This window comes from Allobosea sp. RAF48, from assembly GCF_052114025.1.
In the GTDB taxonomy this organism is placed as follows: Bacteria; Pseudomonadota; Alphaproteobacteria; order Rhizobiales; family Beijerinckiaceae; genus Allobosea.
Genome location: NZ_JBFRDZ010000003.1, coordinates 469,441 through 493,132, shown reverse-complemented (window position 1 = coordinate 493,132; position 23,692 = coordinate 469,441). Strand labels below are relative to the sequence as shown.

Sequence of the window (23,692 nt, the reverse complement as noted above, 5' to 3'; positions counted from 1 at the left end):
TATTAGTCTATATAATTGATATTCTAATATGCCGGCGCATGGGAATGGTTTGGGCCGCGGCCGAGCCGCCGGAAGGAACGGCTTTCCTGCTTCCGGGGCGTCAGAAGAGCCCAGGTTAGGGAGCGGCGCCCTTTGAGTGCGTGGGCCCTGGCAGTCAGCGCCTTCGTAGCCTGCCGGATTGTGCGAGGAGAGCGTACGGGCGTTGCGTCAATAGCGGCCGAGATTCTGGCGAAGTGTCGGGGCGGAGGCGCCCCCGACATCGAACAGGGCCGTCGCCGAGCGCAGCGCGAACTCGTCGACGATCACTTTCGTCTTGGCCGCGGTGACGGCCGCCTGATGGGAAAGCGCGGCTAGCCCGTCAATCGGCCGGGTCGATGCCGGGCACTGCGGCGGCGATCGCATCACCTCTGCGGGCGTCTGGCGCTCGAAATAATCGATCGATTTGAAAATCTTGAACGCCGTCGGAGGTTCAAGAAAGATTGTGGTAGCGGGAGAGGGACTTGAACCCCCGACACGCGGATTATGATTCCGCTGCTCTAACCAGCTGAGCTACCCCGCCACGGACATCGTAGCCGGCTGGGCCGGCTCGTCGTCGAGGCGCGGTATATGCGCCGCGACATGGTCGCGTCAAGCCTTGGATCGCGAGTTATCAGCAGAAGCGAGCTTGCGCAGGCGGACGACCTTGAAATAGCCGCGCCCGACATGGACGGTTTCGTAGCGGCCCGTCGCCTTCGCCCAGTCCGTCAGACGGCTGACCTTGAAGTCGGAACTCCAGCCGACCGCCTTCGACAGGGGAGCGACGGCGCTCCAGAACGGCGCGAGGAGGCCGCCGTCATCGACGAGGCGGCTCGAGATGATGATCTCGCCGCCCGGCTTCAGGACGCGGTCCATCTCGGTCAGCGCCTGATCGGGATCGGGCACGAGGGTGATGACGAATTGCGCGGTCACGGCATCGAAACGCTCGTCGCCGAAGCCGAGCCGGCAGGCATCCATCACCATCAGCCCGTGGACATGCCGCAGATTCTGGCTGGCGACCTTGCGATGCGCCACCTTGAGCATGTCGAGCGAGAGATCCGCGCCGAGGACGCGCGTTTCCGGCGTGAAATACGACAGGGTGAGGCCGGTGCCGACACCGATTTCCAGGATGTCCGAACCGCAGGCACAGGCCGCGGCGACCGCCTCGCGCTGCGGGCGTGCCAGCATGCGCTGATAGATCCGGTCGTAGAACTTGGCCCAGGTCGCATAGACGCGCTTCTGGGTGTCGAGATGGTCTGTCACCGGCATGGTAGGAAATCCGAGCGGAAAGGCGGGAGCCTGTCAGGACAGGGCGAGCGCCGCGGGGGCGGCGGTGGCCGGTATGGCGAGCGGACGGCGCAGGATGGTGCCGCCGCCGAGCACGCGAGAGCCCGGGCCGGCATCTGCGTAGATCACGCAGGCCTGGCCGGGCGACACGCCTTCCTCGTCACCGGCAAGCTCGATGCGCAGGCCCTCCGCATCGCGGAAGAGCCGGGCTTCGCGCGGGGCGCGGGTCGAGCGGACGCGCACCGCGACGTCGAGACCTTCCGGTGGCAGAGCATCGAGCGCGGTTTCGCCGAGCCAGTTGAGATCGCGCAGCCGGACCTCGCGCACGCTCAGCGCCTCGCGCGGGCCGACGATGACGCGCGCGGTGTCGGCATCGAGACGCAGCACATAGAGCGGCTCGGCCGCGCTGAGCCGCAAGCCCTTGCGCTGGCCGACGGTGTAGTGGAGCACGCCCTCATGGTGGCCGAGGACACGCCCGTCGAGGTGGACGATGTCGCCGGGCCGGGCGGCGCCGGGTTTCAGCCTCTCGATGACATCGGCATAGCGGCCGTTCGGCACGAAGCAGATGTCCTGGCTGTCGGGTTTGTCGGCGATGGCGAGGCCGAGCTCGGCGGCGAGCGCGCGGGTCTGGGTCTTGTCGATATGGCCGAGCGGGAAGCGCAGCAGGTCGAGTTGCTGCTGCGTCGTCGCGTAGAGGAAGTAGCTCTGGTCCCTGCTGGCGTCGGCGGCGCGGAACAGGCCGCGATGGCCATTGCCGAGGTCGCGGCTGACGACATAGTGGCCCGTTGCCAGCGCGTCGGCGCCGAGCTCCTTGGCGAGATCGAGCAGGTCGCGGAACTTGACGGTGCGGTTGCACTCCACGCAGGGGATCGGCGTCTCGCCAGCGAGATAGCTCTCGGCGAAGCGCTCGATGACGGCGTCGCGGAAGCGGCTTTCGTAGTCGAGGACGTAATGCGGGATGCCGATCGCCTCGGCGACGCGGCGCGCGTCATGGATGTCCTGCCCGGCGCAACAGGCGCCGGCGCGGTGGACGGCGGCGCCGTGATCGTAGAGCTGAAGCGTGACGCCGATGACGTCATAGCCCTCGCGCTTGAGCAGGGCGGCGACCACCGAGGAGTCGACGCCGCCCGACATCGCTGCGACGACGCGCGTGGCCGCGGGCGGCTTGGCGATGTCGAGAGAGTTGCGGGGTGTGGTCATCGTCTGCGGAGGCGTCCGTGGCTCGAAACTGCGATCTTTGCGCGTCTGCGGGCTCTATACCGGCTTTGGCCGCATGCTGCCAGCAGGATCGGCAAATCCTGCCGGCTTGCGGTCCCTGCATCGGCGTTTCTTGCCGTCGGCGGTTGCTATCATCGCGCTAACATATTGATTCCGAAGTACTTTGGTCTGGCGTGCAACTTGCTGGTGGCGGGCGGGTGTGTTGTTGCCCACACCGTGGAACCGTTCATGTCGATCCAGCCCGTCTTCAGCAATCAGCGAGCTCCCGAGGCTCCCGCTTCGCGCCGTCGCGCCGAGGGCGGGGAGGGAGAGGCCTTTACTCTGCCCGAGCTGCAGGACGAGAGCGACGCCGGGGCGGAAAAGGGCACGAGCACCAAGACAACCGACAAGACCGGTGCGGTCGAAGAGGCGGTTGCTGTGGCTGCGGCCTCCCAGGCCGAGAAGATTTCGGCGACGGCGACCGGAAAGGGCGAGCTTGCCGTGAAGCCGGGCRATGTCGTTGCCAAGCCGTCCAAGCCCCAGCAGGCGGGAACGCAGGCGGATGCTCCCGCCACCGGGATCGATTTCCTGATCGCGATGGCGGCTGCGCAGGCCGAAGCCGCCGCGGTTCAGGGCGGTGAGGGAAAGCCGAAGGCGGATGGCCAGGCGAAACCCACCGAAGACGAGCAGAAGCCGACCAAAGCCAAGACGGACGATGGCTCGGCCGACGCGGCAAACCCAGTGCCCGGTGCGGATCAGATCAAAGCCGTTGCAGAGCCGCCTCATCCCGTCGCGATAGCGACGCTTGTATTGCCGGTTCCGGCCTCCGCTGCCGGAGGAGGCGCGCCGCAGTCTGCGAATGCATCTGCGATCGTCGTGGGTGACGGAGCGAAGCCGCAGGCGCTTCCGCTTCCCGGCTTTGCCAAGGCTGACGCGAATTCGGCGAAGGCCGCCGAAACGGTCGCGGCCGAGGATGCGGCGCCGGTGGACGGCAAGGCACCGCCGACGGCAGGCCATGTCGCCGAGATCAAGGGCACGGAAGAGAAGGCGCCTGTTGGCGCGGCCTCCAAGGCTGACGGAGCGCCGCCTGCGGCGGATCCGAAGCTGTTAGACAGCTTGCAGCAGGCGCTCGGCCCTCTCGATCTCTCGACCATGCTGCAGCAGGCGTCCGGCAAGCCGGCCCATGACCGCCTTGTCCAGCCATTCGATCCGAACCTGGCGGCGAACGGAGCCACGCCTGCTCAAGGTCAGGGCGTCGCGAGCGGCCAGCCGACGCCGGTCCATATGGTGCCGATCGAGATCGGCATGCGCGCGATGTCGGGTTCAAGGCAGTTCGACATTCGCCTCGATCCGGACGAGCTCGGACGGGTCGACGTCAATCTGTCGATTTCCGACAAGGGCGAGGTCAGCGCCAGACTGGTCGTCGACCGGGTCGAAACCCTGCATCTCCTGCAACGCGACGCCCGCACGCTGGAGCGCGCCTTCGAGCAGGCGGGTCTGAAGCCGTCGGACGGCGGCGTCGATATCAGCCTGCGCGATCCCTCCGATCAGTCGGCCTTCCGTCAGAACCGCCAGCATGACGAGGCGCCGCAACGTCCGCGTGTGCCGCAAGGCAATGAGCGGACCGACGAGGCTGCCCTTTCCACCGATCCCGCCCCGCAGCGCCGCCTCGTGCGGCTCGGCGGCGTCGATCTCAGCATCTGACCAAGGACAAGAGCCATGGCTGTTTCCGGGACAAGCGGCACGTCCGGCACATCGACCACCAGCAACAGCACGGTCACCGGCGGCACGACCGGGATCGCGAACAACTTCGACCAGTTCCTGACGCTGCTGACGACGCAGCTCAAGAACCAGTCGCCGCTCGATCCGCTCGACACCAACCAGTTCACGGCCCAGCTCGTTCAGTTCGCCGGCGTCGAGCAGCAGCTCAAGACCAATGAGACGCTGAGTTCGCTGCTCAGCCTGAACGCGGCCGGCACGGCGACCAATGCGGTCGGCTTCATCGGCGCCAAGATCACGGCCGATGGCGCCACCACAAGGCTGATCGACGGCAAGGCCGAGTGGAAGGTCAACATGGCTTCGGCGGGAACCGCGAACGTCACGATCAAGGATTCGAAGGGCAACGTCGTCCAGACCGCGACCAAGACGCTGGTCGCCGGTGACCAGTCCTATAGCTGGGACGGCACGACCTCGATCGGCTCCAAGGCGCCGGATGGCGAGTACACCATCACGATCGATGCGAAGAACGTGGCGGGTGAGTCCGTTACGGCCAAGACGCAGATCAGCGGTATCGTCGACGGCGTCGACTTCACCTCTTCGATCCCGATGCTGAAGATCGGCTCGATCAGCGTGCCGATCGACAAGGTGAAGAGCGTGGTGCGCAGCGAATGAGCCGGGGCGAATCAATCGTGGAGATACCGCACGATCGTTTTAGCCAATTTTTAAAGCCGGCCTACTATGCTGCCCTCAGTAGCTCTGTTGAGTTGTGTGAGAGTACCATGACCGAGCCATTGCGACCGCGGGTGAAGTACGTGATCGGACCGGACGGAAGTCCGCTGACGATCGCGGACCTTCCGCCGATGAATACAAGGCGCTGGGTCATCCGGCGGAAGGCAGAGGTGGTGGCCGCAGTGCGCGGCGGCCTGCTCAGCCTTGAGGAAGCCTGTCAGCGCTACACGTTGACGGTTGATGAGTTCCTGAGCTGGCAGATGTCGATCGACCAGCATGGCCTCGCTGGACTGCGGACGACCCGGATCCAGCACTACCGTCAGTAAGCCGCGGATAATTTCGTTTGTATTCAATGGCGTCGGTCCGGTCAGGACCGGCGCCTTTCGCGTTTGCGCGGCATGTCCGCATCGAAAGTTTAACAGCCCACTCCGAAAAATTAACGGACCGCTAACCATGCACTGGGAAAAACTTGCCTAGTGGGCCGGGGCGAGTGCGTCGCCCCTTCGATTCTGTGGAGCGGATGGCGGCGTGAACGGCCTGATCGAGCAATTCGCCAAATTCGGCGCGGCGCGGCTGGCGGCCATGCTGGCAGTGACGCTGGCGCTTGTCGGCTTCTTCGGCTTCGTGATGCTGAAGATGTCCCAGCCGGCGATGAGCGTGCTGTTCACGGATCTCTCCGGCCAGGATGTCAGCGCGATCCTCAAGGATCTCGACACGCGCGGCATCAAATACGAGCTGCGCGGCGACGGCCAGACCGTGCTCGTGCCCAAGGCCGACGTGCCGCGCTTGCGGCTCGACCTGGCCGGCAAGGGCATCCCGGCCGGCGGCGGCGTGGGCTACGAGATCTTCGACAAGGGCGACGCCTTCTCCTCGACCAGCTTCGTCCAGAACATCAACCATCTGCGTGCGCTCGAAGGCGAGCTCTCCCGCTCGATCCGCTCTATCAGCCGGGTGCAGGCGGCGCGCGTGCATCTCGTGATCCCCGAGCGGCGGCTGTTCGAGCGCGACCGCGAGCCGCCGCGAGCCTCGATCGCGCTCAAGCTCGCCGGTGACCTGGATGCCGCGCAGGTCCGCGCCGTGCGCCACCTCGTCGCCTCGGCCGTCGACGGGCTGAAGCCCGAGCGCGTCTCGATCGTCGACGAGCGTGGCCGCCTGCTCGCCGATGGCGCGCAGAGCGACCAGGGCCTGATCGGCCTCGGCATCGAGGAGCGCCAGACCGCGATCGAGAAGCGCATCAAGTCGCAGGTCGAGGATATCGTCGCCAGCGTCGTCGGCTACGGCCGGGCGCGCGTGCAGGTTTCCGCGGCGCTCGACACCAATCGCGTCGAGAGCCGCTCCGAAAGCTTCGACCCGGAAAGCCGTGTCCTGCGCTCCAGCCAGAACCGCACTGAGGCATCGACGACGAACGAGGGCGGCAACGGCGCGGTCACGGTCGGCAACGAGCTGCCCGGTGCCCAGCAGACGCAAGGCGCGCAACAGGCCCAGCGCGAGAATTCCTCGAAGAACGAGGAGGTGGCCAACTACGAGATCTCGCGCACGACCCGCACCGAGGTGCTGGAAGGCGGACGGGTCAAGAAGCTCTCGGTCGCCGTTCTCATCGATGGCAACTACAGCCGCAGCCCGGCCGGCGAGCTTTCCTATCAGCCGCGCAACGCTGAGGAGCTCGAGCGTATCGGCGAGCTGGTGCGGACCGCCGTCGGTTTCGATCAGGGCCGCGGCGACAAGGTCGAAGTGGTCAACCTGCGCTTCGCCGAGGCGCCCCCGCCGCCGAACGACCTGACCGAGCAGACGCTGATGCAGCAGCTGCTATCCTTCTCCCGGGAGGATCTCGTCCGCTTCGCCGAGCTCGGCGTGATCTCGCTGCTGACGCTGATCGTGCTGATGACCGTGGTGCGGCCGCTGCTGAAGCAGGTGCTGGCTTCCGACAACAGCAATGTCCGCGCGATCCCGTCCTTCATGCGCAATGGTGCGGTGCTGGCCGGGCCGGATGCGGCGACGGGCGATCCGGCCGGTGCTTCCGGCCGTGCCCTTGCCACGGTCGGGCCCAATGGGGAGGTGCTGCAGGCCGAGGTCGAGATGCCGTCCGAGCGAATGCTCGCCGTCGCGCAGGTCAAGGGACAGCTCAAGGCGCAGTCGGTGGAAAAGATCGGGGCGCTGGTCGCGCAGAACCCGGCCGACTCGGTCGCGGTGCTGCGCAGCTGGATCCACGAGAAAGTCCCGGCGTGACGGGGCGCTGAACCATGGCCGAGAACCGATCCATCGCAACGCGCGGCACTTCCCTCGATGACGCCATCGAGGGCGGCGGCTTCGGCGTGACAACGGTCGCCGAGATGAGCGGCCCGCAGCGCGCCGCCGTCATCCTGCTGGTGCTGGGCGAGGATCACGGCCGCGCCATCTGGCAGCAGTTCGACGACGACGAGATCCGGATCATCACGCGCGCCATGGCCGAGCTCGGCACTGTCGATGCGGACGAGGTCGAGCGCCTGATGCTCGATTTCGTCGGCAAGCTCTCGAGCGCCGGCGCCATCACGGGCTCCTTCGACCGCACGATCTCGCTGCTCGAGAAGATCCTGCCGACGGATCAGGTGGCGCTGATCATGGAGGAGATCCGGGGGCCTGCCGGCCGCAACATGTGGCAGAAGCTCGGCAACATCGACGCGGTGGTGCTCGCGAATTTCCTCAAGAACGAATACCCGCAGACGATCGCCGTGATCCTGTCGAAAATCCGGCCCGACCATTCCGCGAACGTGCTGCGCAACCTGCCGAACGACCTGTCGATCGAGGTGGTCGGTCGCATGCTGCGGCTCGAATCGGTGCAGAAGGAGGCACTCGATCACATCGAGAACACCTTGCGGACCGAGTTCGTTTCGACGCTGACCCAGACGCGCCGGCGCGATCCGCATGAGATGATGGCCGAGATCTTCAACGGTTTCGACCGGCAGACGGAGATCCGCTTCCTCTCGGCGCTCGACGCTTCGAACCAGGAATCGGCCGAGCGCATCCGGGCGCTCATGTTCACCTTCGAGGATCTGGGCAAGCTCGACCCTGCCGGGCTGCAAACGCTGATGCGCCAGGCCGACAAGGACACGCTGGCGCGCGCGTTGAAGGGGGCGAGCCAATCGATGCGCGACTTCTTCTACGGCGCCATGTCGCAGCGCGCCGCGAAGAACATGCAGGACGACATGGAAGGTCTGGGGCCGCTGCGGCTCAAGGAGGTCGACGAGGCCCAGACCAAGCTGGTCCAGCTGACGAAGGATCTGGCGGAGAAGGGCGAGATCATCCTGTCCAAGGGCAATGCCGACGACGAACTGGTGTATTGAAATGACTTCCGCGACGAAATTCCTGTTCGGGACGGATTTCCGCGAAGGCGGCCGCAAGGCGGCCGGCGAAGCCGATCTCGCTGCGGCGCGGGCCGAGGGGTTCCGCGCGGGGCAGGAGCAGGCGCATCGGGAGGCGCAGACCCAGCTCGCCGGCCTGACCGGGCAGCTCGCCCGCTCCGCTGAGCGGCTCTTCGCACAGGAAGCGGCGCGGGCCGCGGCGATCGAGGAGCATGCGGCGCATGTCGCGCTTGTGACGGCGAAGGCTCTGGCGGGCGCTGCCCTGGCGGAGAAGCCGATGGCGGCGCTGGCGGGAGCCGTGCGCGAATGCCTGAACCATGCCCGGACGGCGCCGCATCTCGTCCTGCGCGTCAATGAGGCGATGGTCGAGCAGGCGGAGGAACTGACCCGCAAGCTCGCGGCCGAGCACGGCTTTGCCGGAAAGCTGATCGTGCTCGGACAAGCCGACATCGCGCCCGGCGACGGGCGCATCGAATGGGCCGAGGGCGGTTTCGTCCTCGACAGCCAGCAGCTTTCGGCTCTGGTCGAACAGGCGGTTGCCCGCGTGTTCGGCCATGACCAGGCGCAACCATGAAAGTCTGAGCCATGAGCCAGGAGCGTGACCTCAACCTGCCGCCGCTGAACCAGGCCGACCTGTCCTTCGACCAGAACCAGGCCTCTGTCGCGCGGTCGGGCCCTGTCCCGGTCAAGACGGCCGAAGATCTGGAACAGGTCTTCGACGTGCCGGTCACGGTCTCGGCCGTGCTCGGTTCCTCGAAGGTCGCGGTGGGCGACCTTCTCCAGATCGTGCCGGGCGCGGTTCTGGAACTCGACCGGCGCGTCGGCGAGGCGATCGACATCTTCGTCAACGAGCGGCTGGTGGCACGCGGCGAAGTCGTCGTCGTCGAGGACCGGCTCGGCGTGACCATGACCGAAATCATCAAGGCGGACCGGTGAGAGCCGGCCCCGTCATCGTGACCAAGAACAGAAGGACCTGAGCCATGCGCCTCATCATCGCCGGCGGTCTCAAGGGACAGATCATCGCCGCGGCCAAGATCGCGATGTCGCACGGAGCGGCCGTGACCCACACCGAAGGGCTCGACCAGACGCTCGCAGTGCTGCGCGCCAAGGGCGCCGACCTGCTCATGATCGACGTCGTGCAGCCGATCGCGGCCTATGTCGCCGCGTTGGAGGCCGAGCGCATCCGCACGCCGATCATCGCCTGCGGCACCTCGACGGATGCGCGCGCGGCCGTCGCGGCGATCCAGGCCGGCGCACGCGAATATGTTCCGCTGCCGCCCGATCCGGAGCTGATCGCCGCGGTGCTGGAAGCGGTCGCGGCCGACCAGACCAGCCTGATCTGGCGTGACCCGGCGATGGAGCGTGTCGTCCAGCTCGCCTCGCAGATCGCGCGTTCGGAAGCGCCGGTCCTCGTCACCGGCGAGAGCGGCACCGGCAAGGAGGTGATCGCGCGCCATCTGCATCAGAAGTCGGGGCGGAAGGACCGGGCTTTCGTCGCGGTCAACTGCGCGGCCATCCCCGACAACCTGCTCGAATCCGAGCTGTTCGGCCATGAGAAGGGCGCCTTCACCGGCGCCATCGCCCGGCGCATCGGCAAGTTCGAGGAGGCCAATGGCGGCACGCTGCTGCTCGACGAGATCTCCGAGATGGATGTGCGCCTGCAGGCCAAGTTGCTGCGCGCCCTGCAGGAGAGGATGATCGATCGCGTCGGCGGCACGCAGCCGGTCAAGGTCGATATCCGCATCATCGCCACGTCCAACCGCAACCTCGCCGATGCGGTGCGCGACGGCCTGTTTCGCGAGGATCTGCTCTATCGCCTGAATGTGGTGCATCTGCGCCTGCCGGCGCTGCGCGAACGGCCGGGCGACGTCCTGGCGCTGGCCGAGCATTTCGCGAAGAAATATGCGGAGCTCAACGGCTTGCCGCCCCGGCCGATCGCCGCCGATGCGCGCAAGCTGCTGCTCGCCAATGCCTGGCGCGGCAACGTCCGCGAACTGGAAAACACGATGCACCGGGCGGTGCTGCTGGCGAGCGGGCCGGAGATCGCCGCCAATGCCGTGATGACGCCGGAAGGCGAGGTCCTTTCTTCGGCGCCTGCGCGTGATCCGGCCGCGCGGGCGGCGCAGACTGCGGAAGCGATGACCCGGTCGCTGGTGGGGAACACCGTCGCGGATGTCGAGCGCGAGCTGATCCTCGATACGCTCGACCATTGCCTCGGCAACCGCACGCATGCGGCCAAGATCCTGGGGATCTCGATCCGCACCCTGCGCAACAAGCTCAGCGAATATACCTCCGCCGGCATCACCGTGGCGGAGCCGGGTCAGACGCGCATCAGCGCGGCCTGACCCGTAAGCGGCGGCTTATCAGTAGTAGCGCCGGCGATAGTAGCGCGGCCTGGCGTAATAGCGGGGCCGATAGTAGTAGCGCGGCCGGGCATAATAGCGCGGTCGGGCATAGTAGCGCGGGCGGCGATAATAATAGTACTGGCTGAACTCGGCGTCGGTCTTGTCCAGCGCCTCCTTCATTTCGGCCGGGACCGCCTCATCGCCCTGGGCGGGCTCGGCTTCCGGCTTCAGGGCCGGCTTCGGCTGGGCCGCTTCTGCGGCGGCGATGCCGCCCATGCCGGCGGCGGCAAAGCCCCCAACCAGCGTCATCAGGAATGAGCGTCTGTCCACAATGACCTCCAGGCTGCTGTCACCACATCTTACCGAGCATTCTTAGAGCCGGAATGCCGGTCACGAGTAATGCATTTAAATGATGCTTTGTTCCATTGGGCCCGCTTTCCGGCGCTATGGTTACGCGGGCAGCGCGATCAGTCCACCGCGTTGAGCGGGCGCGCGACGCTTTCGAGCGGCTGACATTCGGCCCGAATGGCGAAGCGGGCTGCGATCACGGCTGCCCCAAGCATCAGCGCCGCGCCGAGCAGATAGCCGGCGAAGACGCTGCCGCGCGAGCCGGTGTCGATCAGGATGCCGAAGAGCCAGGGGCCGGCGATGCCGCCAGCGCCGGTGCCGACCGCGTAGAACACGGCGATGGCGAGCGCGCGCATCTCGACCGGGAAGGTCTCCGAAACCGTGAGATAGGCCGAGCTCGCCGCGGCGGAGGCGAAGAAGAAGACGACGCTCCAGCACAAGGTAAGCTGCGAGGCGGTGAGCACGTCCTTCCAGAAGAGATAGCCGGTGCCTGTCAGCAGCAGCGCGGACAGGGCATAGGTCGCTGCGATCATCACGCGCCGGCCGATCGTGTCGAACAGCCGGCCGATCAGCAACGGCCCGAGGAAGTTGCCGGCCGCGAAGGGCAGGATGAACCAGCCGATCTGCTGGGAAGGTACGCTGTAGAAATCGGTCAGGATCAGCGCATAGGTGAAGAAGATGGCGTTGTAGAAGAAGGCCTGCGACAGCATGAGCGAAAGGCCGACGAGCGCCCGCTCGCGATGGACCACGAAGAGCGCGTGGAACACCTCGCCGAGCGGCGTCTTAGCCCGCGGCCGCAGCCGGGTACGCATCAGAACTTCCCTTGCCGGTGCGACGAAGCCGGCGCGGCGCTCGATATCGGCAACGATGGCGGCGGCGCGCTCCGGATGGCCGTGGCTGATCAGCCAGCGCGGGCTCTCCGGAATCCAGTGCCGCAGGATCAGGATGACGAGGCCCAGTGCGGCGCCGATGAAGAAGGCGAGGCGCCAGCCATATTCCGGGTTGATCCGGGCCGGGTCGAGCAGGACGATGGCGCCGAGCGCACCCAGTACCGCGCCAAGCCAGAACGAGCCGTTGATGACGAGGTCGGTCCAGCCGCGCACACGCGCCGGGATGAGCTCCTGAATGGTGGAGTTGATCGCTGTGTATTCTCCGCCGATGCCCATGCCGGTCAGGAAACGGAAGGCGATGAAGCTCGCGACGTTCCAGGAAAGGGCGGTCGCGGCCGTGGCGGAGAGATAGACGAGGACCGTAATCGTGAAGAGCTTCTTGCGACCGAGACGGTCCGTCAGCCAGCCGAAGAAGACGGCACCGAGCACCGCGCCGGCAATGTAGGCTGCGCCCGCAAGGCCGATCTCCGTGTTGGTGAATCCGAGGACCGGGCTTTCTTTCAGTGCCCCCGAAACGGAGCCCGCGAGCGTGACCTCGAGCCCGTCGAGAATCCAGGTAATGCCGAGCCCAACGACGACGAGCGTGTGGAAGCGTGACCAGGGAAGCCGGTCGAGACGGGCGGGAACATCGGTCTCGACGATGGGGCGTTCCGCTCCCTGCGGTTGAGCATGCTGCACGGGTTGTCCCCGACGAATGAACGGCGCTCTTGCGGCGCTTTGAGATGGGCAAGTGCCGGCGGGGGAGAGCTGCCGGTGCGTGAATGACGTCGCGTGACATCGGCGAGCCGGTGCGCGTTGGCTCGAGACGCAAACGATCCGTGTCCGCGAAGGTTCCGGTGAAGCATTCAGGGACAGGTGCCTGAAGCCTGGCTTAACCATTCATTCACCATGAACCCGGCAAGAATTGCCGGGTTGCGCTCCGCTTCGGAGCGCTGGCCGGCCATGGGCGGGCATAGGGCGGGCGGAGCGGTCGATGACCGATGTGACGGCGGGGCAGGGAAGAGGGTTCAGCATTCCTGATCGCGGCGCGATGGGAAAGCTGCTCAATCGGCCGGACCTGTTCCTTGCGATCGGCGTCATGGGCATCCTGGTGGTGCTCATCTTCCCGATGCCGGCGGTGCTGCTCGACCTGATGCTGGCGCTCTCGATCATCCTGTCGGTGCTCGTGCTGATGACCGCGCTCTTCATCGAGGAGCCGCTGGAGTTCTCCGCCTTTCCGACCGTGCTGCTGATCGTCACCATGTTCCGGCTGGCGCTGAACCTGGCCTCGACGCGCCTCATCCTCGCGCACGGCCACGAGGGCACTTCGGCGGCGGGCCACGTCATCGAAGCCTTCGCCGGCTTCGTGATGAGCGGCAATTTCGTGATCGGGGTGATCGTCTTCGCCATCCTGATCATCGTGAATTTCGTCGTCATCACCAAGGGTTCGGGCCGCATCGCCGAGGTCGCGGCCCGCTTCACCCTCGACGCCATGCCCGGCAAGCAGATGGCGATCGATGCCGATCTCTCGGCCGGCCTGATCGACCAGGAGACGGCCAAGGTCCGCCGCAAGGCGCTGGAGGACGAATCCTCCTTCTTCGGCTCGATGGACGGCGCTTCGAAATTCGTGCGCGGCGACGCCATCGCCGGTCTGCTGATCACCTTCATCAACGTGCTCGGCGGCATCATCATCGGCGTGGCGCAGCAGGGGCTGAGCTTCGGCGACGCCGCGCACAACTACACCCAGCTCACGGTCGGCGACGGTCTCGTCAGCCAGATCCCGGCGCTGATCGTCTCGACCGCGGCGGGCCTGCTGGTCTCGAAGGCGGGCGTGCGCGGCGCCGCCGACAAGGCGCTCGGCAAGCAGCTCTCCGGCTATCCCAAGGCGCTCGGCATGTCGGCGGCGGTGATGCTGCTGATCGCGTTGCTGCCCGGCATCCCCATGCTGCCCTTCCTGCTGCTGGCGGGTGGCGCGGGCTTCCTCGCCCGCCGCTTCGGCCAAGCCGCCAAGGCGCGCGAGGCCGAGCAGGCGCTCGCCGGCACGGCGCAGTCCGGCACGGCGCTGGCGGCCGACGGCTCGCCGCGCGAGGAGACGCTGAACGACCTGCTCAAGATGGATGAGCTCAAGATCGAGATCGGCTACGGGCTCTTGCCGCTGGTCAATGCTGCGGGCGGGCAGGACAGGCTGACCGACCAGGTGCGGGCGCTGCGCCGGCAGCTCGCGGCCGAGCTCGGCTTCGTCATGCCGGCGGTTCGCATCGTCGACAACGTCCAGCTCGAGGCGAACCACTACTACATCAAGATCAAGGAGATCGATGCCGGCCATGGCATCGTCTATGCCGGCCAGTATATGGCGATGGATCCGAGGGGCGGCTCGGTGAACCTGCCCGGCCACAACGTTCTGGAGCCGACTTTCGGGCTGCCGGCGACCTGGATCGACGGCGCGCTGCAGGACGAGGCGCAATTGCGCGGCTACACGGTCGTCGACGCAGCCACCGTGATCTCGACGCATCTGACGGAAGTGCTGAAGTCGAACATGCCGGAACTGCTCTCTCATGGTGAGGTGCAGAAGCTGCTGCGCGAGCTGCCGAAGGACCATGCCGACCTCGTCAAGGAGATCGTGCCGAGCCAGATTTCGACCACCGGCATCCAGCGGGTGCTCCAGCTGCTGCTCTCCGAGCGCATCTCGATCCGCGACCTGCCGACCATCATCGAAGGGATCGCCGAAGTCTCGGCCAGCGTCCGGAGCCCGCGCGACATGGCCGAGCATGTCCGCGCCCGGCTGGCGCGCCAGATCTGCGCCCAGTTCTCAAATCAGCACGGCGTGCTGCCGATCATCACGCTGTCGCCGGCCTGGGAGGGCGTTTTCGCCGAGTCCGTCATCGGCCAGGGCGAGGACAGGCACCTCGCCATGCAGCCCTCGCGACTGCAGGAGTTCGTGCATCACGTCCGCGACAAGTTCGAGGACGCTGCGCGCATCGGCGAGATGCCCGCGCTCGTCACCTCCGCCATGGCGCGGCCCTTCGCGCGCCAGATCATCGAGCGCTTCCGGCGCGAGACGCCGGTGCTGTCGCAGGCGGAGATCCATCCGCGGGTGCGGCTGAAGACTGTCGGCAGCGTCTGACGGCCTTGGAGATCGTTCAGCCGCCTCGGCGAGCCCTCATCCTTCGAGACGCGATCCTCCGGATCGCTCCTCAGGATGAGAGCTGACAATTCGGTCGAGCCCGGACGCCGCGCCTCCGCTTTCCACGGGGGGCCGATGCCTGCGGCGCAATGGTCAGCGCCATAAGCTGCGGCTAAGCGAAGGCGATGTCGCGCAACGCCGCCCTCTTCGCCGTCATGTGTCTCGTCTGGGGGCTGACCTGGCTGCCGGTCAAGGTCGGGGCATCGCATGTGCCGCCGGTCTTCCTGGCGGCGGCGCGCTTCACCATTGCCGGGCTCCTGATGCTGCTCTGGGCCGGGCGCGATGTGCCGAAGGTGCCGCGCGACGCCTGGCCGCGATTGATCGGCACGGCGCTGCTGCTCAACACCGGCAACTACACCCTGCTGTTCTGGGGCACGGCGCATGCGCCGAGCGGGCTCGCTGCCATCGTCAATTTCGCGACGATCCCGATCTTCACCTTGCTGGCGAGCCGCGCCTTCGAGGGCGAGCGCATCGACGGGCGCAAGCTCGCGGCGATCGGGCTCGGCACGGTCGGCCTCGGCTTCCTGTTCGCGACGCGCGCGCTCGGCGGGCTGTCAGTGGCGCAGGGCGATCCGTTCGAGGCTTGGGGGCTTGCAGCCGTGGCCGCCGGAACCTTGCTCTACTGCGTCGGTGCCGTGCTGGCGCGCCCGATCGCGGGATCGATGCCGACGCTGACGCTCGCCGGCTGGCAGACATTGATCGGTGGCATCGGGCTCACGGCGGTCTCGCTCAGCCTCGAGCGGGTTGGCTATGCCGATCTGGCGATGCTGGTGCAGTGGCCGGTTCTGCCCGCCGTCGTGTTCCTCGTCATTGGCGGTTCGCTGATGGGCTTCACCATCTATATGCGGCTCCTGCGTGACTGGGGCGCGTTCAGGGCCGGTCTCTACGCCTTCATCAGCCCGGCGATCGCCGTCGCGGTCGGCGTCGTGGCCTTGCACGAGCCTTTCGGCTGGTCGGAGGCAACCGGCGCGCTGTTGATGTTCGGAGCCGCCGCGATTGCGCTCAAGCGGCCATCGGCCAAGCCTGCCAAGGCCTGATCGGCCGCCACGCTCAGGGCGGCGGAGCGATACGGGTGCTGCGCTTGAGCTGCGCGCGCTCGAAGGCCAGCACGATCGGCAGCGAGAACACCAGCGGCAGGATGAGATAGAACAGCCGCCAGATCAGCAGCGCGGCGAAGACCGCCGGCGCCGGCACGCCTGGCATGACGGCAAGGAAGACCGCCTCCATCACGCCGACGCCGCCCGGAACCTGGCTGAGCAGCCCGGCCGAGAAGGAGAGCAGGAAGGCGCCGAGCACGATCAGGAAGCCGGGATTGCCCTGTTCCGGCAGCGCGAAATAGATGATGCCGGCCGCGCCTGCCAGCTCGAGCGGGGCGGCGAGGTATTGCCTGAAGACGATCGGCAGGCGCGGATAGATGATCTCGAACTTGCCGATCTTCAGCGGCCTGAAGCGCAGCCAGGAGCCGATCGTGTAGAGCGCGACGAAGGCGAGCATGCCGACGCCGATCATGCGCGCGGTGCCGTCGCTGATCGCGAACCATTTCGACATCCGCTCCAGCGGATGCAGGATTTGCGGTTCGTAGAGCAGCACGAGACCCATCAGGAAGATCGTGCCGAAGGCGAAGGTGAAGGAGCAGAGCGCGACGAGAACGGCCACCTCGGCGGCCGTGAGGCCCTTCGCCGTATAGGCCCGGTAGCGCACCATGCCGCCCGAGAAGACCGAGGCGCCGATATTGTGCGAGAGAGCGTAGGTCACGAAGGAGCAGAGCGAGATATAGAACCAGGAGATGCCCTTCTCCTTGCCGAGATGGATCAGGGCGATCCGGTCGTACCAGGCGAGGGCGGCGTAGGCGACGAGCGTCGCGAGCGCGGCGTGGAAGAAGGCCTCGGGCGGGATGACCGCGATCTTGTGGCCGATGCGCTGGGAGATGATCTTGATGCTCTGCCAGAGGCTGGCGTCTGCGAGCAGCGCTTCGATCGCGGCGTCGGAGCCGGCTTCGGCCTTGAGCTTGCCCCAGAGAAGTTCAACCGACCAGACCACCGCGACGAGCCCGATGATCGGCCAGAGGTAGTCGAGATAACGTTTCATACAGGCCGCGGGGGTGGGAATTGGTGACGGATGGCGGGGCGGCCCACGTCGTCACCGCTGCGGCGCGAACCTGTCGTTCTCTGTGCCAGCGTGTGGGGGCAAGGGCAAGCGTCCGAAGACGCCTGCCCCCGCGCCGGGCTGGGTTATTTGCCGTTCTTCTTCAGCCAGTCCTGCATCATCGCGACCTCCTTCTCCTGGTCGCGGATGACGCTCTCGGCAAGTTTGCGGATCTCCGGGTCCTTGCCGTGGGCCAGCACGATGCGCGCCATGTCGATCGCGCCCTGATGGTGCGGGATCATGCCGCGGACGAAATCGGCATCGGCATCGCCGGAATAGGGGATGTCCATGTCCTTATGCATCTTCGCGTTGGCCTCCCTATAGGCCTTGGTCGATGCATTCTCGGTTGCCGTCTTGGCTGCGGGAGCACCGTGGTTGTGCTGCTGCTGCGCCTGCGCGGCGTTGCCGAGCGTGCCGGCTGCGAGAATGGCTGCCAGTGCGATGGCGGTACGATTCATCAGTCTTGTCCTTGATCGATGGAAAATGCGGATCGCGCCGGAAAGCGGCGTCATGATCCGCGGGAATCTCAGCTCAGATCGACAGGGATCGCGGCGGGCGCTCTGCCGGCTCGATGGACAGGCCCCGGGAGAGCATCACGATCGACGGATGAGTGGGCGACCAGGCGATCATGACCGGCAGCGAGGGGGCTGCCGGCGCCTGCGCGATCAGGCCGCAGCCGATGATGCAGCAAAGGGGCGCAGTGGAAGCCGGATGCTCTGCCGGCATGGACTCGTGACACGGAGCAGGGGCGTCGGTCCGTTCGCCGGCACCCGGCCGCGCGGCCGCGCCGTGTTGCGACGATGCGGGCATCGGCATGCGCATCGCCGACGCCGCCAGCGTAATATGCGGCAGCACCGCGAAGCACATCACCAGCAGCGCGAACAGCCAGCCGGCGCCGCGGCCGCGGTGTGGCCGGCGCCTCATTCCGTTGGTGATGTCACGCGGGGCATGCGTCATTACGCGATGATCTTTCGGACCGGATCATGTCATGATCGCGGCGAAGATTCACTCTTTCGAGCTCGATCTGCCTTCCATGTCCCAGAGCCTGACCATCACCCTGACCGGAACGACCGACCTGCCGCCCGGCAAGGTCGCGGCGATCGTGACATCGCTGGAGATGTTCGAACGACCGCCGGAGCGGGCCGATCCGCCGGGAACCGAGGGGTTCTCGCTCGACCCTATCGAGCGCTCCGACATCGATCGCTATCTGCGCATCTATCGTCAGCTTGGCGAACGCTGGATGTGGTTCAGCCGGTTGGTCGCGCCGCGCGCGGAGCTCGAACCGATCTTCTCGGATCCGGCCGTCGCGATCTATGCAGCCTGCTTCGACGGGCAGGATGTCGGCCTGCTCGAGCTGGACTTCCGCGTCCCGGGGGAGGGGGAGCTCGCCTTCTTCGGGCTCGATGAGCCCGTCGTCGGGAAGGGGGCCGGCCGCTGGCTGATGAACCGGGCGCTGGAACTGGCCTGGACGAGGCCGATCTCGCGCTTCTGGGTGCATACCTGCACGCTCGATCACCCGGCGGCGCTCGGCTTCTATCGGCGCTCGGGCTTCACGGTGTTCAAGCGCGGGATCGAGGTCGACGACGACCCGCGCCTGACGGGCAAGCTGCGCCGCGACGCCGTTGCGCACCATCCCGTCATTGCATGAGAAAAGGGCGGCGTCCGGAAGACGCCGCCCTCTCACTGAAACTCCTGGAAATTCTTGCAGCGGGTCAGGCGCGAGAGCGCAGCCCGATCGCGTCCATCGTCGCCTGATCGCGTGCGGCTTCAGCGGCGCGCTCGGTGGCGCGTTCGCGATCATCGAGAATCTCGACCTTCTTCATGTCCTCGAAGGCTTCCTGCAGCTCGGCCTTGGCCTCGTCGAGCTGGCCCTTCAGATTGTCGGCCGACTGGCGCAGGTTGTCGCGCCGACCCAGAGCCGCCTTGGCATAGGTCGGGTAGGCGAAGTGAGACGAGTCGGTGATGCCGGCGCGGGCTTCCTCGGCCTGGATTTCCCGATCGAGATCGTTCGCCATCCTGTGGAAGTCGGCGATCATCATCTCGATCTGGCTAACCCGGCGACGTTTCTCGTCCACCTGAAAGCGCTTCAACCGCAGAAGGGTCTCTCGCGACTTCATGTCGTTTCCAACTCCTGATTACGCATTGACCTCTGCCGACCCCTCGGCGCGGGTCTGAACTCCATCCGCGAGACGTGCCGCAGCATGGCGCAAGGAGGTTGACCTTTCCTTACCGAGACGGGCTGCTTTTTCTGCATGCTCAAGCCGCGTCCCGGCTCCTGCCGCAGCCTGTCGCGATGATCTACTCACTGAGCCAGCGGCCGTTCGGCCCGTTATCAGCGGATTTCCTGACTTGGCTGCCTTTCCTCATTTCGGCGGGCACGGCCCCCTGCTTTTCGGCCTCGCCCTCACGCGCATCATCGGCTGGGGCTCGACCTTCTATTCGCCTTCGGTGCTGGTCGGCGCGCTTGACCGCGATCTCGGCCTCAATGCCGAGATCGTTTTCGGAGGTATCACCATTCTGCTGATCACAGGCGCGCTGGTCGCCCCGGCGATCGGCCGTCATCTCGATCGGGAAGGCACGCGCCGCTCGATGTGCGTCGGCGCTGTCATCTGCGCGCTCGGCCTTGCCGTTCTCGCCACCGCACAGGGGCCGGTCAGCTACCTCGCGAGCTGGTTCGTCATCGGGCTGGGACATGCGATGTCGCTCGCCAATGTCGGCAACGTCGCGATCGCGCAGCTGATGGGCGAGCGGACCCGTCGCGTCATCGGATTGATGATGCTGGTGACGGGGCTTGCCTCCAGCGTGTTCTGGCCGTTGACCGCGGTTCTGATGGGGGCTTTCGGCTGGCGCATCACCGTGCTCGTCTTCGCGGCGATGCAGATCGTGATCGTGCTGCCGATCTATGCCGCGGTGCCCCGCTTACGGCCCGTGCAGCCGGCGGCGAAGGTGGCCGGGGCTCCCTCTGCGGGCGAGGATGGGCGCGTTCCCTCCTCTTCCCGCAAGGCTGCCTTCTGGCTCGTCGCGCTTGCCTTCTCGGCGAGCGGGCTGGTGTCCTGGGGGCTGCCGCTGCACCTGATCACCTTGTTCCAGGAGGCGGGGCTGACGCAGGGGGAGGCCGTCTGGATCGCGACGTTGAGCGGGCCGGCGACGATCGCGGCGCGCGCCATCGATGCTACGGTCGGCGAGCGCCTGCCGGCGGAGAAGACCGCGCTGCTCGGCCTGCTGCTGGGGCCAGCGCTGTGCCTGGTGCTGCCCTTCGTTCCGATGACGATCGGTGCGGCGGCGGGTTTCGTCATGCTGTTCAGCGCTGCGCTCGGCGTGATTTCGGTGGCGCGGGCTACGCTGCCGCTCGCCCTGTTCGGCCGCAACGGCTTCGCCGCCATGCTGGGCAAGCTCACCGTGCCGCAGAATATGGCCTTCGCCGCCGCGCCGCTGCTTTTCGCGGTGATGGTCGAGCGGCTCGGTGCCGACCTGACGCTGATCGTTTCCGCCGCGATCCAGGCGGTGGGGTTCGCCGCGATGTTCGCTCTGGTGAGGATGATGGCGCGGGCCTGAAACGTTTCAGACGCCCGCCAGCAGGGCCAGGATGGCGAGGGCCGCCGGCAGAGCCTGGATGTAGAGGATCTTGCGGCTTGCGGTGGCCGCGCCGAAGAGGCCGGCGACGACGACGCAAGCCAGAAAGAACAGCTTGATCGCGAAGCCCGCGGCGCCGAGCCAGAGCCCCCAGGCCAGGCCGGCCACGAGGAAGCCGTTATAGAGCCCCTGATTGGCCGCCAGCACCTTGGAGCGCGCCGCGAATTCGGGCGTCAGTCCGAAAGCCTTGTGGCCGTGCGGCGTATCCCACAGCCACATCTCCAGAATGACGATGTAGATGTGGATGAGGGCAACGAGGCCAATCAGAGCCGAGGCGATCATCGATGGGGCATCCCGTGGAGAGGCTGAGCCGGAGTCACAGGCTGCCGCTGATGATCGCGTGGAGGCGCTGATAGCATTCGGGCAGCGGTGTCGCGTCGTCCTTCGACTGCTTGAGGAAGGCTTCGAGTGCCGGGTGCAGGCGGATCGCCTCGTCGACCTCCGCGGACGCGCCCTGGCGATAGGCGCCGAGCCGGATCAACTCCTCCATGTCGGCATAGGTCGCAAGCGTGGCGCGGGCCTTCTGCACGACCGGGTAATAGGCAGGATCGCAGGAGCGCGGCATGGTTCGCGAGACCGATTTCAGGATGTTGACGGCCGGGTAGCGGCCGCGCTCGGCGATGGAGCGCTCCATGACGATATGGCCGTCGAGGATGCCGCGCACCGCGTCCGCGACCGGCTCGTCATGGTCGCCGCCGTCGACCAGCACGGTGAAGAGCCCGGTGATCGCGCCGTCCTCGGTGCCGGGGCCGGCGCGTTCCAGCAGTCGTGGCAGCTCGGCGAAGACGGTCGGGGTGTAGCCCTTGGTCGTTGGTGGCTCGCCTGCCGCCAGGCCGATCTCGCGCATCGCCATGGCGAAGCGGGTCACCGAATCCATCAGGCACATCACCTGCAGGCCGCGATCGCGGAAATACTCGGCCAGCGTCAGCGTGGTCAGCGCCGCCTGCTTGCGCATCAGCGCAGGTTCGTCCGACGTGGCGACGACGACGATCGAGCGGGCGAGCCCCTGCGGTCCGAGATCCTCCTGCAGGAACTCCTGCACCTCGCGGCCACGCTCCCCGACGAGGCCGATGATGTTGACGTCGGCCTGGGCGTAGCGGGCCAGCATCGAGAGCAGGACGGACTTGCCGACGCCGGACCCGGCGAAGATGCCCATGCGCTGGCCGATGCAGCAGGTCAGGAAGGTGTTGAGGGCGCGGACGCCGAGGTCGAGCGGCCCGCCGACGCGGCGCCGCTTATGGGCAGGCGGTGGATCGTTGCGGAAGGCATAGAGCGTGTCGCCCTGCGGCAGCGGCGGGCCGCCGTCGACCGGGCGGCCGAGCGCGTCGACGACGCGGCCGAGCCAGGCGGGTGTCGGGCGCAGGCCGGGCTGAGCGCGGTCGACATGGACCGGGCAGCCGCGGCGCACGCCGTCGAGCCCGCCGAAGGGCATCACCAGCGCCTTCTCGCCCGAGAAGCCGACGACCTCGCAGGGAACGCGGGTGTCTGCTGCGATCTCGATGCCGACACGGCCGCCCAGGCTCATCGCGCTGATCGGTCCGGCTACCTCGACGAGCAGGCCGCGCACGCCGATGACGCGGCCATAGATGCTCACCCCCTCGATGTGCTCGATGGCGGAGGCGAGGGCCGAGAGACGGTCGTGGCCGTGCGAGGGGGAATTCATGATGCGATGACGTCCTTGCCAGTCGGCGAGGAGGAGCGGGATATTCGGCAGATCGCCCCTGTGGATGATTTGGTAAGGGTTCCTAACAAATTGCGCTCATTTACCAGCCGTTAAGCTCTGTGATTAAGACTGCAGATCGAGGCTGCCGCGTGTCGCAGGGCCGTTTGGCCCCGTTTCTCGAAGCATCCCTCCGCGAAAGGGCGTTTTCGCGGGTGAGAGTTCACTGATCCGTGTCAAATTCGACTCACCTCGACAAGGATCGTTCACTTTCTCCGAGGAAGCGCTTGCGCTCGGGAATCACGGTTTGTTAACCAGTTTCTCTGTAGCGTGTCGCGTGGCGTTTCATCGGGCAAGTGCGTCGTCGTCAAGGGCCGAGAAGGTCCGGGCGTAAGCAACGGTCAACCTGCCCTGCGGGCGAAATTGGGGACGTGGACATGCGGGTTCTGCTGATCGAGGACGATAGCGCGACCGCTCAAAGCATCGAGCTCATGCTCAAATCCGAGAGCTTCAACGTCTACACGACGGATCTCGGCGAAGAGGGCGTCGATCTCGGCAAACTCTACGACTACGACATCATCCTGCTCGACCTGAATCTGCCCGACATGTCGGGCTACGAGGTTCTGCGCAGCCTGCGCGTCGCCAAGGTCAAGACTCCGATCCTGATCCTCTCCGGCCTCGCCGGCATCGAGGACAAGGTGAAGGGCCTCGGCTTCGGCGCCGACGACTATCTCACCAAGCCGTTCCACAAGGACGAGCTGGTCGCCCGCATCCACGCGATCGTGCGCCGCTCGAAGGGCCATGCCCAGTCGGTCATCACGACCGGCGATCTGGTCGTCAACCTCGACACCAAGACCGTGGAAGTCGACGCCGCCCGCGTCCACCTCACCGGCAAGGAATACCAGATGCTGGAGCTGCTCTCGCTCCGCAAGGGCACGACGCTCACCAAGGAGATGTTCCTCAACCATCTCTATGGCGGGATGGACGAGCCAGAGCTCAAGATCATCGACGTGTTCATCTGCAAGCTGCGCAAGAAGCTGGCGAACGCGTCGGACGGCAAGAACTACATCGAGACCGTCTGGGGCCGTGGCTATGTGCTGCGCGAGCCCTCCGAAGTCGACGAGCGCATCCCGGCCTGACGCGTCCTGTCGCCCGGTCCGTCATCGGGCCGTCACGAAGCGACGGCATACAAGTTTTGACCTGATCGTCGGATGTACACGACA

General features: G+C 66.5%; 24 protein-coding genes and 1 tRNA gene. 13 read left to right on the top strand and 12 right to left on the bottom strand.

Going from position 1 to position 23,692, the window contains the following annotated elements:
• Nucleotides 1–207: 207 nt before the first annotated feature.
• From AB4Z10_RS08615 to mnmA, 4 genes are all read right to left on the bottom strand, one after another.
• Nucleotides 208–402, bottom strand: a complete 195-nt coding sequence (locus AB4Z10_RS08615) for a hypothetical protein (RefSeq protein ID WP_441469965.1) — start codon at nt 400–402, stop codon at nt 208–210.
• 80 nt (nt 403–482) lie between these two features.
• Nucleotides 483–559, bottom strand: a tRNA-Met gene (locus AB4Z10_RS08610).
• Nucleotides 560–627: 68 nt separating this feature from the next.
• Nucleotides 628–1,284, bottom strand: a complete 657-nt coding sequence (locus AB4Z10_RS08605; protein ID WP_441469964.1) for a class I SAM-dependent methyltransferase — start codon at nt 1,282–1,284, stop codon at nt 628–630.
• A gap of 33 nt (nt 1,285–1,317) precedes the next feature.
• Nucleotides 1,318–2,502: a tRNA 2-thiouridine(34) synthase MnmA gene (gene mnmA, locus AB4Z10_RS08600; protein WP_441469963.1), complete on the bottom strand. Its 1,185-nt coding sequence runs from the start codon at nt 2,500–2,502 to the stop codon at nt 1,318–1,320.
• A 246-nt stretch (nt 2,503–2,748) separates the two neighbouring features.
• Here mnmA and AB4Z10_RS08595 point away from each other — a divergent pair, with 246 nt between their 5' ends.
• The 8 genes from AB4Z10_RS08595 (at nt 2,749) to flbD (ending at nt 10,630) form a co-directional block, all read left to right on the top strand.
• Nucleotides 2,749–4,203 carry a flagellar hook-length control protein FliK gene (locus AB4Z10_RS08595; protein WP_441469962.1) on the top strand — a complete coding sequence of 485 codons (1,455 nt, stop codon included), beginning with the start codon at nt 2,749–2,751 and terminating at the stop codon, nt 4,201–4,203.
• A gap of 15 nt (nt 4,204–4,218) precedes the next feature.
• Complete coding sequence (locus AB4Z10_RS08590) at nt 4,219–4,890, top strand: flagellar hook assembly protein FlgD (RefSeq protein ID WP_441469961.1); 672 nt, start codon at nt 4,219–4,221, stop codon at nt 4,888–4,890.
• A gap of 107 nt (nt 4,891–4,997) precedes the next feature.
• Nucleotides 4,998–5,273: a CtrA inhibitor SciP gene (gene sciP / locus AB4Z10_RS08585; protein ID WP_038359348.1), complete on the top strand. Its 276-nt coding sequence runs from the start codon at nt 4,998–5,000 to the stop codon at nt 5,271–5,273.
• A 202-nt stretch (nt 5,274–5,475) separates the two neighbouring features.
• Nucleotides 5,476–7,173: a flagellar basal-body MS-ring/collar protein FliF gene (fliF, locus tag AB4Z10_RS08580; protein WP_441469960.1), complete on the top strand. Its 1,698-nt coding sequence runs from the start codon at nt 5,476–5,478 to the stop codon at nt 7,171–7,173.
• Between the two features lie 14 nt (nt 7,174–7,187).
• Nucleotides 7,188–8,267 carry a flagellar motor switch protein FliG gene (gene fliG, locus AB4Z10_RS08575; protein ID WP_441469959.1) on the top strand — a complete coding sequence of 360 codons (1,080 nt, stop codon included), beginning with the start codon at nt 7,188–7,190 and terminating at the stop codon, nt 8,265–8,267.
• 1 nt (nt 8,268) lies between these two features.
• Nucleotides 8,269–8,859: a FliH/SctL family protein gene (locus AB4Z10_RS08570; RefSeq protein ID WP_441469958.1), complete on the top strand. Its 591-nt coding sequence runs from the start codon at nt 8,269–8,271 to the stop codon at nt 8,857–8,859.
• A gap of 11 nt (nt 8,860–8,870) precedes the next feature.
• Entirely contained in the window at nt 8,871–9,221 is a 351-nt protein-coding gene (fliN, locus tag AB4Z10_RS08565) for a flagellar motor switch protein FliN (RefSeq protein WP_441469957.1), read from the top strand.
• Between the two features lie 44 nt (nt 9,222–9,265).
• Nucleotides 9,266–10,630: a sigma-54-dependent transcriptional regulator FlbD gene (gene flbD, locus AB4Z10_RS08560; protein ID WP_441469956.1), complete on the top strand. Its 1,365-nt coding sequence runs from the start codon at nt 9,266–9,268 to the stop codon at nt 10,628–10,630.
• An 18-nt stretch (nt 10,631–10,648) separates the two neighbouring features.
• Here the strand turns inward: flbD and AB4Z10_RS08555 are convergent, their stop codons facing one another.
• Nucleotides 10,649–10,960, bottom strand: coding sequence for a hypothetical protein (locus tag AB4Z10_RS08555; RefSeq protein WP_441469955.1), 312 nt, complete (start codon nt 10,958–10,960; stop codon nt 10,649–10,651).
• Nucleotides 10,961–11,097: 137 nt separating this feature from the next.
• Nucleotides 11,098–12,546, bottom strand: coding sequence for an MFS transporter (locus tag AB4Z10_RS08550; RefSeq protein ID WP_441469954.1), 1,449 nt, complete (start codon nt 12,544–12,546; stop codon nt 11,098–11,100).
• Between the two features lie 352 nt (nt 12,547–12,898).
• Between AB4Z10_RS08550 and flhA the strand changes: the two genes are divergently transcribed.
• Entirely contained in the window at nt 12,899–14,971 is a 2,073-nt protein-coding gene (gene flhA / locus AB4Z10_RS08545; protein ID WP_441470039.1) for a flagellar biosynthesis protein FlhA, read from the top strand.
• 185 nt (nt 14,972–15,156) lie between these two features.
• A complete protein-coding gene (locus AB4Z10_RS08540) occupies nt 15,157–16,068 on the top strand; it encodes a DMT family transporter (protein WP_441469953.1) in 912 nt (303 codons plus the stop codon).
• 13 nt (nt 16,069–16,081) lie between these two features.
• Here the strand turns inward: AB4Z10_RS08540 and AB4Z10_RS08535 are convergent, their stop codons facing one another.
• The 3 genes from AB4Z10_RS08535 to AB4Z10_RS08525 form a co-directional block, all read right to left on the bottom strand.
• A complete protein-coding gene (locus AB4Z10_RS08535; protein WP_441469952.1) occupies nt 16,082–17,119 on the bottom strand; it encodes a lysylphosphatidylglycerol synthase transmembrane domain-containing protein in 1,038 nt (345 codons plus the stop codon).
• A gap of 143 nt (nt 17,120–17,262) precedes the next feature.
• Nucleotides 17,263–17,634 (bottom strand): CopM family metallochaperone, encoded by a 372-nt coding sequence (copM, locus tag AB4Z10_RS08530; RefSeq protein ID WP_441469951.1) that lies wholly within the window; start codon nt 17,632–17,634, stop codon nt 17,263–17,265.
• A 73-nt stretch (nt 17,635–17,707) separates the two neighbouring features.
• Nucleotides 17,708–18,133 (bottom strand): hypothetical protein, encoded by a 426-nt coding sequence (locus tag AB4Z10_RS08525; RefSeq protein WP_441469950.1) that lies wholly within the window; start codon nt 18,131–18,133, stop codon nt 17,708–17,710.
• A gap of 31 nt (nt 18,134–18,164) precedes the next feature.
• Here AB4Z10_RS08525 and AB4Z10_RS08520 point away from each other — a divergent pair, with 31 nt between their 5' ends.
• The gene (locus AB4Z10_RS08520) at nt 18,165–18,824 is read left to right on the top strand and encodes a GNAT family N-acetyltransferase (protein ID WP_441469949.1); all 660 of its coding nucleotides are present in this window, start codon (nt 18,165–18,167) and stop codon (nt 18,822–18,824) included.
• 64 nt (nt 18,825–18,888) lie between these two features.
• Here AB4Z10_RS08520 and fliJ read toward each other — a convergent pair whose 3' ends face one another.
• Nucleotides 18,889–19,293 carry a flagellar export protein FliJ gene (fliJ, locus tag AB4Z10_RS08515; protein WP_441469948.1) on the bottom strand — a complete coding sequence of 135 codons (405 nt, stop codon included), beginning with the start codon at nt 19,291–19,293 and terminating at the stop codon, nt 18,889–18,891.
• Between the two features lie 232 nt (nt 19,294–19,525).
• Between fliJ and AB4Z10_RS08510 the strand changes: the two genes are divergently transcribed.
• A complete protein-coding gene (locus AB4Z10_RS08510) occupies nt 19,526–20,731 on the top strand; it encodes an MFS transporter (protein WP_441469947.1) in 1,206 nt (401 codons plus the stop codon).
• Between the two features lie 6 nt (nt 20,732–20,737).
• On the opposite strand, the gene AB4Z10_RS08505 is transcribed toward AB4Z10_RS08510, so the two are convergent.
• Nucleotides 20,738–21,091: a DUF1304 domain-containing protein gene (locus AB4Z10_RS08505; protein ID WP_441469946.1), complete on the bottom strand. Its 354-nt coding sequence runs from the start codon at nt 21,089–21,091 to the stop codon at nt 20,738–20,740.
• Between the two features lie 34 nt (nt 21,092–21,125).
• Nucleotides 21,126–22,472, bottom strand: a complete 1,347-nt coding sequence (fliI, locus tag AB4Z10_RS08500; protein ID WP_441469945.1) for a flagellar protein export ATPase FliI — start codon at nt 22,470–22,472, stop codon at nt 21,126–21,128.
• Between the two features lie 434 nt (nt 22,473–22,906).
• On the opposite strand from fliI, the gene ctrA reads away from it, so the two are divergent.
• Nucleotides 22,907–23,608 carry a response regulator transcription factor CtrA gene (gene ctrA, locus AB4Z10_RS08495; protein WP_265055836.1) on the top strand — a complete coding sequence of 234 codons (702 nt, stop codon included), beginning with the start codon at nt 22,907–22,909 and terminating at the stop codon, nt 23,606–23,608.
• The last annotated feature ends 84 nt before the right edge of the window (nt 23,609–23,692 follow it).